7 protein-coding genes and 1 tRNA gene are annotated in these 7,168 nt (G+C 62.9%); 4 read left to right on the top strand and 4 right to left on the bottom strand.

Annotation, left to right across the window (positions count from 1 at the left end):
* The first annotated feature begins 649 nt into the window (after window positions 1-649).
* Genes Q1L59_RS15805 through Q1L59_RS15795 form a run of 3 tightly spaced genes read left to right on the top strand, consistent with a single transcriptional unit; the run spans window position 650 to window position 1,921 of the window.
* Window positions 650-1,048 carry a hypothetical protein gene (locus Q1L59_RS15805; RefSeq protein ID WP_300334014.1) on the top strand — a complete coding sequence of 133 codons (399 nt, stop codon included), beginning with the start codon at window positions 650-652 and terminating at the stop codon, window positions 1,046-1,048.
* Complete coding sequence (locus Q1L59_RS15800; RefSeq protein ID WP_300334013.1) at window positions 1,041-1,628, top strand: hypothetical protein; 588 nt, start codon at window positions 1,041-1,043, stop codon at window positions 1,626-1,628. The genes Q1L59_RS15805 and Q1L59_RS15800 overlap by 8 nt, the downstream gene beginning before the upstream one ends.
* Complete coding sequence (locus Q1L59_RS15795) at window positions 1,625-1,921, top strand: hypothetical protein (RefSeq protein ID WP_300334010.1); 297 nt, start codon at window positions 1,625-1,627, stop codon at window positions 1,919-1,921. Before Q1L59_RS15800 ends, Q1L59_RS15795 begins: the two co-directional genes overlap by 4 nt.
* A 227-nt stretch (window positions 1,922-2,148) precedes the next feature.
* Here Q1L59_RS15795 and Q1L59_RS15790 read toward each other — a convergent pair.
* The 3 genes from Q1L59_RS15790 to tsaE all read right to left on the bottom strand — a co-directional run bounded on the left by Q1L59_RS15790 (window position 2,149) and on the right by tsaE (window position 4,226).
* Window positions 2,149-2,224 (bottom strand) — tRNA-Thr (locus Q1L59_RS15790).
* A gap of 119 nt (window positions 2,225-2,343) precedes the next feature.
* Window positions 2,344-3,768: an N-acetylmuramoyl-L-alanine amidase gene (locus Q1L59_RS15785; protein ID WP_300334007.1), complete on the bottom strand. Its 1,425-nt coding sequence runs from the start codon at window positions 3,766-3,768 to the stop codon at window positions 2,344-2,346.
* Window positions 3,723-4,226 carry a tRNA (adenosine(37)-N6)-threonylcarbamoyltransferase complex ATPase subunit type 1 TsaE gene (gene tsaE / locus Q1L59_RS15780; protein WP_300334005.1) on the bottom strand — a complete coding sequence of 168 codons (504 nt, stop codon included), beginning with the start codon at window positions 4,224-4,226 and terminating at the stop codon, window positions 3,723-3,725. The genes Q1L59_RS15785 and tsaE overlap by 46 nt, the downstream gene beginning before the upstream one ends.
* On the opposite strand from tsaE, the gene queG reads away from it, so the two are divergent.
* A complete protein-coding gene (queG, locus tag Q1L59_RS15775; RefSeq protein ID WP_300334002.1) occupies window positions 4,221-5,360 on the top strand; it encodes a tRNA epoxyqueuosine(34) reductase QueG in 1,140 nt (379 codons plus the stop codon). The two genes, tsaE and queG, sit on opposite strands and share 6 nt — an antisense overlap.
* A 67-nt stretch (window positions 5,361-5,427) precedes the next feature.
* Here queG and Q1L59_RS15770 read toward each other — a convergent pair whose 3' ends face one another.
* Window positions 5,428-7,068 carry an electron transfer flavoprotein-ubiquinone oxidoreductase gene (locus tag Q1L59_RS15770; protein WP_300334025.1) on the bottom strand — a complete coding sequence of 547 codons (1,641 nt, stop codon included), beginning with the start codon at window positions 7,066-7,068 and terminating at the stop codon, window positions 5,428-5,430.
* Window positions 7,069-7,168: the final 100 nt, after the last annotated feature.

The raw sequence follows: 7,168 nt of genomic DNA, 5'->3' as shown, positions 1-7,168 counted from the left end.
TAAGCGCCTTGTCCCACGCTGATGCCGGCCAAAATCCGCCCGACTACAGCGTGGGACTTTCCTCTTGTCTCACCCCGGAATAGCTCGCGACGCAGAGTCTTGAATCGGGCGGGACGTAACAGGGCGGAAGGCCGAAGAAGCAGAAACCGGTCTTGTAGAGCGGCAGCCGCCCTGGCCGCAACCAAAGCCATAGACACCCAAGTTGACCACAAGGTTTGGTCCAATGGCGACGAGTCGAACGCCTGACAAGAACCGCGCTGCACAATGCCATTAGCAACGCAACGCAAAGCATGCACCGTGCCTCAGCTTGCTGCTGATGACGTTCAGCGGGTAACAGGCACTACTGGCGCAAGAATTGCATACGTTGCACTGCGCAATGCTTATGGCAAGCCTTCGCTGGCGATGCTCAGGGGGCGTTTTGTGGCGCAGTCGGAGATGGGTATTGCCCCGACGCAGATCGCTCGTCCTGGCGCGATTGCGCAAGTCCTTGACGTGCTGCTGGTGACTGGCTGATACTGGCGCCGTCGCTGCGCATCAGCGATGCGAGATTGGCGTCTCGGATACTTGGCGGACAAGCCGCCTGCATCGCGGCTTTTTTCATGTCCGTTGGCATGGTTCCCGGTTTTGGGCGACCGTGCGGGGAGCCTTCGTGCTCGCCGGTTCCAAGTACCGGTACGCCAACCCGCACGGTCTGCCCTCCTTGATTGGCGTCAGGGACGGCGAGAACATCAACGCTACTTGGAGTCACACCATGTCCAACACCCCCGGCGCCGACGTGCGCCAATCCCGCACGCTGCCTTCCCTCAACCGCTTCACGCCTGACGGCATCAACGCCCTGGCCGCCGTTGGCCTGATTCTGCTCGATGCCATCAACGACGCTCGTCTTGTCGTCAATGCCAGCTTGCCACCAAACCGGCGCGAATCGGCGCGCATCCTCGTTGAGTGGTTGTACGTCCTGCAAGATGCCCTGCATGGCAGTGACGAGCCGTTGCCGGCTGTCCTGGCGTCGTTCCTCTCCGTTGCCGAAAGGAGCGTGTGCCGTGGCTGAGAACAACATCAACCCGATCATGAGCCGCGACGATCTGAGCTTCACGAGGCGCGACGACGCGGGCCGGCTGATCAACTGGTCCGTGACGCACGAACCCCTTGAGGACTGGGGTAGCAAGCACGCCGTCGGCCAATCCTACCTGGCCGAAATCGCCGAACTGGCAGAGCACAGCGAACTGGAAGCCTACAACGCCGTGCGGTTCGCCCTGTCCGGCAGCTGCGACTTCCGGCGCGGAGAGTCCACCACGTTCGGCAATACCGGATGGGGCGAGGAATGCGGTTTCGCCGAAGCGATCGCCCGCGCGGTGATCGACGGCCTGCGGGCGCGCAATGGCGGTCAGGAATCGTTTTCCCCGGACAGAGCACACCGACGGATGTACGTTGAGGAGGCGATCGGTTACTTCCTGGCGTGCAGCAAAGCCTTCACCTGTCTTGAAGTGCTCTTGGGCGAGATCGACGGAAGCGACAACCTCTTGGCCCAAGGCAGCCTGATCGCCGCTGGCCGGGGCATCGCTGCGCGGTACGCAGACCTGGCCGAACGGTGGCGCGACGATCTGAAGGTCGGAGGACTCCAGCCATGAGAACCGAAGACCTGGTCACCACCATCAAGGAAGCTTTCGGTCAACCACCCGAGGATGTTCTTGGCCCCGCCAAGATGGCTGCGAAGGGTTTCGGCTGGCTGAATGAGATTCTGGTCAGCATCCAGCGAGAAGCCGAAGGCGAGAAGTTCTCGCCACGCATCGTCAAGCTAGCCAGTGCCGGGGCTTACCTCGCCGTCGACCTGGAGAACTACTGCAGCAGCGAGCGCGAAAGCATGCTGCAGAAGTTGCAGGAGGTCGGGATTCTTCCGCCAGAGCGAAGGCCAATTGATTGAGGCACTGGAACCAGACCCGGCCAAGCGCCGGGTTTTTCGTTGGGGCGGCGATGGTGTCCGCAGCCATGGCGTCCGGCAAGGTGTCCGTCACCGGCGATGAAAAATTTCCGGCCGACGCGGCGATGGCGCGGCGGGCAAGATTACAGGCCAAGAAACGGCAAATGTAACCCCGGCGTAACCCCACAGAAAAGCCAGACCTTGCGGGTATGGCTAAGTGCTTGTTTATTTGGTGCCGCTGGACGGAATCGAACTGTCGACCTTCGCATTACGAATGCGCTGCTCTACCGACTGAGCTACAGCGGCCTGCTGCTGTGAAGCATAGCAACGGCGACAATTTTAGCAGTGCCGGGCGCGATTTGAAACCGCTATTTTCGGGCCGCCGGTATGTTCTGATCGCGTCGTCTGATCGCGCGGCAACGCGGTTAGTCGAGCCGGGCAAGCCTCGATTTGGCCAGCGGCGGGTTTTTCGCCAAGTACTTCCGGATCCCCGAGAGAATCGCCTCGGCGATCTTGTCCTGATACGCGTCATCATTCAAACGCTTCTCTTCCTCTGGATTGGAGATGAAGGCGGTTTCGACGAGGATTGACGGAATATCCGGCGCCTTGAGGACGGCGAAACCCGCCTGCTCGACGGTCGCCTTGTGCAGGCGGTTGATCCCTCCCAGTTCGCCGAGCACAGCCTTGCCGAGCTTCAGGCTGTCGTTGATCGTTGCCGTCTGCGAGAGATCAAGCAGCGTACGCGCGAGGACGGGATCCTTGACGTCAATGTTCACGCCACCGATCAGATCGGCCGCGTTTTCCCTCTGCGCCAGGTAGCGCGCTGCCGAACTCGAGGCGCCACTCTCGGAGAGGACGAAGACCGATGAGCCGTTGGCGTCGGGGCGAACGAAGGCATCGGCGTGGATCGACACGAAGAGATCGGACTGGATGCGCCGCGCCTTTTGCACGCGGGCTTGCAGCGGAACGAAATAGTCCGAATCGCGCGTCAGGACGGCGCGCATGTTCGGCTCACTCTCGATCTTGGCGCGCAAGCGTCGGGCAACGGCCAGCGTGACGTTCTTTTCGTAACTCCCGCCGCGGCCGACGGCCCCCGGGTCTTCACCGCCGTGTCCGGGGTCAAGGGTGATCGTAACCAAGCGGTCGACTACCGGCCTGCCAGGCCGCTTGGCAAGCTGCCTGCTTTCACCCGCATGTTCTCCTCGCAACTCGGCCCGGGCATCGAACTTCGCTTCGCTTCTTGTCTCGACCTTGGCCTCGCTCCTCACCTCGACCTTCGCCTCGGGGCGCGTTTCGGCAAGCGCTTCGGGACGGCTGTCGGCCTTGCCGCCCGCCCGCCCGTCGACCGGCGTACCGGGCTCACCGCGGTCGAGCAAGGAAAGCAAGGGATCCTGCGGGTTCAGCGGGTAGACGTCGAGCACCAGTCGATGTCCGTAGTTGCCGACCGGCGGCAACACGAAGACCTGCGGGTTGGCCTCGTTCTTCAGTTCCATGACCAACCGAACGACGCCCGGCTTGTAGCGCCCGGCACGCAAGCGGCGGATGTTCGGGTCGTCGGCTACCACCTTGCTCGCCAGGCTTTCGAGCACGCTGTTGAACTCGACGCCTTCCAGATCGACTACCAGCCGATCAGGATCCTTCACGGTAAAGTGCGCGTACTTGAGCGGCGCAGCGTGCTCGATCGTGACCCGTGTGTAGTCCGCCGCCGGCCAGATGCGCACTGCAGTAATGCCCGAACTGCGGCTGGCCGCGACCGCTGGCAGCGGGCTGACGCTCAGGAAGAGCGAGGCGCCAGCCAGCTTGATCAGTTGGCGACGACCGGCCAATGACTTCGGAGTTCGCTCAGACATCGTTTGCCCTCCTCACTGTACGCAACGACCTCGCCAACCCTTCCGTTCTCCGCCATCTGCAGGAGTACGACCAGGTCAGCCGGCGGCACGTAGCCAACGGCCTTTTGCGGCCATTCGACCAAACACACGCAATCACCACGGAAATATTCGCCAAGCCCTGCATCCACAAACTCTTCTGGAAGGTTAAACCGGTAGAAATCAAAGTGATACCAGTATATCCTCGAAATTACGTAAATTTCAACCAGTGTGTAGGTAGGGCTTCTCACCGAGCCGCGGTGGCCCAGGGCGCGCAACAGGGCACGCACCAGCGTGGTCTTACCGACACCCAGCCCGCCCTCGAGCCAGACCACCATGCCGGGAAATAGCAGGGGCGCCAATTGGCCACCCAGGTTGGCGGTGGCCGTTTCGTCGGGAAGCTGCAGTCTGAGCGTACACTGGGTATGATCCGGGCTATGCAAGGGCTTGACTCCACCAGGCGTGAGGACGGCGAACAGGCAAACGAATCCTGCGCCTACGCCGATCTGGTCATCAGGATCAAGGAATGGGGGCGCGCGCTGGGCTTCTCAGCGATCGGCATCGCGCGCGCCGACGTCTCGGCAGCCAGCCACCACCTGCTGCGCTGGCTGGCTCTCGGCCGCCACGGCGAGATGGATTATATGGCCAAACACGCGCCCCTGCGCTGCGCACCGCAAAGCCTGTTGCCGGGCGCGCTGACCGTCATCTCGGCACGCCTTCCGTATTGGCCGGTCGCTGCCGATGCCCGGCAAGTGCTCGCCGACGGCACCTTGGCTTACGTTTCGCGCTACGCGCTCGGGCGCGATTATCACAAGACAATGCGTCGCCGTCTGCAGCAACTGGCCGACGAACTACGGCTTGAATTGGTCGCCCGCGGCCTGGGCGAGCGATTTGCCTGCCGCGCCTTCTGCGACTCCGCGCCGGTTCTCGAAACCGAATTCGCCCGCCTGGCTGGCGTCGGCTGGCGCGGCAAGCACACGCTGAGCTTGACTTGCATGGGTTCATGGCACTTTCTCGGCGAGATCTACACGAACCTGCCGCTACCGGCCGACGCGCCGATCGCTGATCACTGCGGTAGTTGCCGGCGCTGCCTGGACGCCTGTCCAACCGCCGCGATCATTTCGCCGTACGAGGTCGATGCCCGGCGCTGCATTTCCTACCTGACGATCGAACTCGCCGGCCCCATCCCGCACGCGCTGCGCCCGCTGATCGGCAACCGAATCTATGGCTGCGACGACTGCCAGATCTGCTGTCCGTGGAACCGCTTCGGACAGTTCGGTGAGGCCGACTTTGCGCCGCGACATGGGCTGGACGCACCGCAACTGGCAGCGCTTTTCGCGTGGAGCGAAGAGGAGTTCGCCGCGCGGATGGCGGGCAGCGCCATCCGCCGTATCGGCTATCAACGCTGGCTGCGCAACATCGCGGTGGCGCTCGGTAACGCGCCAGGGACGCCGCAAGTCGTCGCTGCCCTCGAGCAGCGCAGAGACTCGGCGACGCCGCTGGTGCGCGAGCACATCGACTGGGCGCTTGCGCAACACCTCGCGCAAGGAAAGTGGCCGCGGCCACCGGCCGCTTGAGCCACTGCCACCCCACCGCTGCCACCCATGGCTGCCGGCTGAACGCCTTCCCCGCGGCAAGCGATATCTACATATTCGGATAATTCGGACCGCCACCGCCTTCGGGCGCCACCCAGCGAATATTCTGTGTGGGATCCTTGATGTCGCAGGTCTTGCAGTGTACGCAGTTCGACGCGTTGATCTGCAGGCGCGGGCCGCTCGCCTCCTCGACGATCTCGTACACTCCAGCCGGACAGTAGCGCTGTTCAGGCGAGGCGTACTCGCGGAAGTTGATCACGATCGCCTTTTGCGGATCGAGCAACTGCAGGTGGACCGGCTGATCCTCTTCATGCGCCGCGTTCGACATGAAGACCGATGAGAGGCGATCAAAGGTGATCTGGCCATCCGGTTTTGGATACGTGATCGGCTGCCGATCGGCCGCGCGCGCGAGCTGCGAATGGTCGTCAGTTTCATCCTTCAGCGTGAAGAACATCTTTCCGCCAAAGAGGTTCATCTGTATCCAGTTGAATGCGCCGCCGAGGAAGGTGCCGAACTTGTGCAGCGCCGGCCCGAAATTGCGCGCCGAATAGAGTTCGTTGTAAAGCCATGAACTCTGCAAGGCATTACTATACGCGACGAGTTCGCTGCGCCCCTGGTCGCCCGCCTGCAGAGCAGCGTGCACCGTCTCGGCGGCCAGCATGCCCGATTTCATCGCCGTATGGATGCCCTTGATTTTCGCGAAATTCAAGGTCCCGGCATCGCAGCCCAGCAGCAGGCCACCGGCAAATGTCTGTTTCGGCAGGCTGTTCAGACCGCCCTTGGTAATCGCCCGGGCGCCATAGCAGAGGCGCTTGCCGCCCTCGAGATACGCCTTGATGCCGCTTTGCGTCTTGAAGCGCTGGAATTCCTCAAAGGGAGAGAGATAGGGATCGGCGTAGTTCAGATCCACGATCAGGCCAACCGCGACCTGATTGTCCGCCATGTGATAGAGGAACGAACCGCCGGTCGCACCGTGTTCGCTGAGCGGCCAGCCGGCACCGTGCACGACGAGCCCGGCGCGATGCTTGGCCGGGTCGATCTGCCACAGCTCCTTGATGCCGATACCGTAGTGCTGGGCGGTCCTGCCGGCGGCCAGATCGTAGCGTGCGATCAGTTCCTTGCCCAGTTGACCGCGGGCACCTTCGGCAAACAGCGTGTATTTGGCGTGCAACTCCAAGCCCGGCTGGAAGCTGTCCTTCGCCTCGCCACGCTTGTCGCGTCCCATGTCGCCAGTGGCCACGCCTTTCACCGCACCGTCATCGTGGTACAGGATCTCGGCCGCGGCAAAGCCCGGGAAGATTTCCACGCCGAGCGCCTCGGCCTGTTCGGCCAGCCAGCGGCAGAGGCTGCCCAGACTGACGATGTAATTGCCCAGGTTGTGCATCGGCGCCGGTACCGCGAAGGCGGGCAGGCGAACGGCCGACGTCTGACTCCGATAGAGATAGACCTGATCCTCGTTGACCTGGACGCCAAGCGGCGCTCCCTGCGCCTGCCAGTCGGGCAACAATTCGTCGAGCGCGCGGCTCTCCATGACCGCGCCGGACAGGATGTGCGCGCCGACTTCCGACCCTTTCTCCAGCACCATGACACCGAGTTCCGGGTTGAGCTGCTTCAGGCGGATTGCCGCGCTCAGACCCGCCGGACCTGCCCCGACGACCACTACGTCGTACTCCATCGCTTCACGTTCCATCATCGCTCCCCAAACGTAGTCAAGCACTCCATCGGTCCGGGCCGCAATCGCGGCGGCCCCCCGGCACCGGGCAAACCGGCGGCAAACGGGCGCACGCACC

Origin of the sequence: Accumulibacter sp. (genome assembly GCF_029255125.1) — a bacterium.
In the GTDB taxonomy this organism is placed as follows: domain Bacteria; phylum Pseudomonadota; class Gammaproteobacteria; order Burkholderiales; family Rhodocyclaceae; genus Accumulibacter.
The sequence above is the reverse complement of the archived record's forward strand: the minus strand, read 5'-3'. Positions and strand labels throughout refer to the sequence as shown.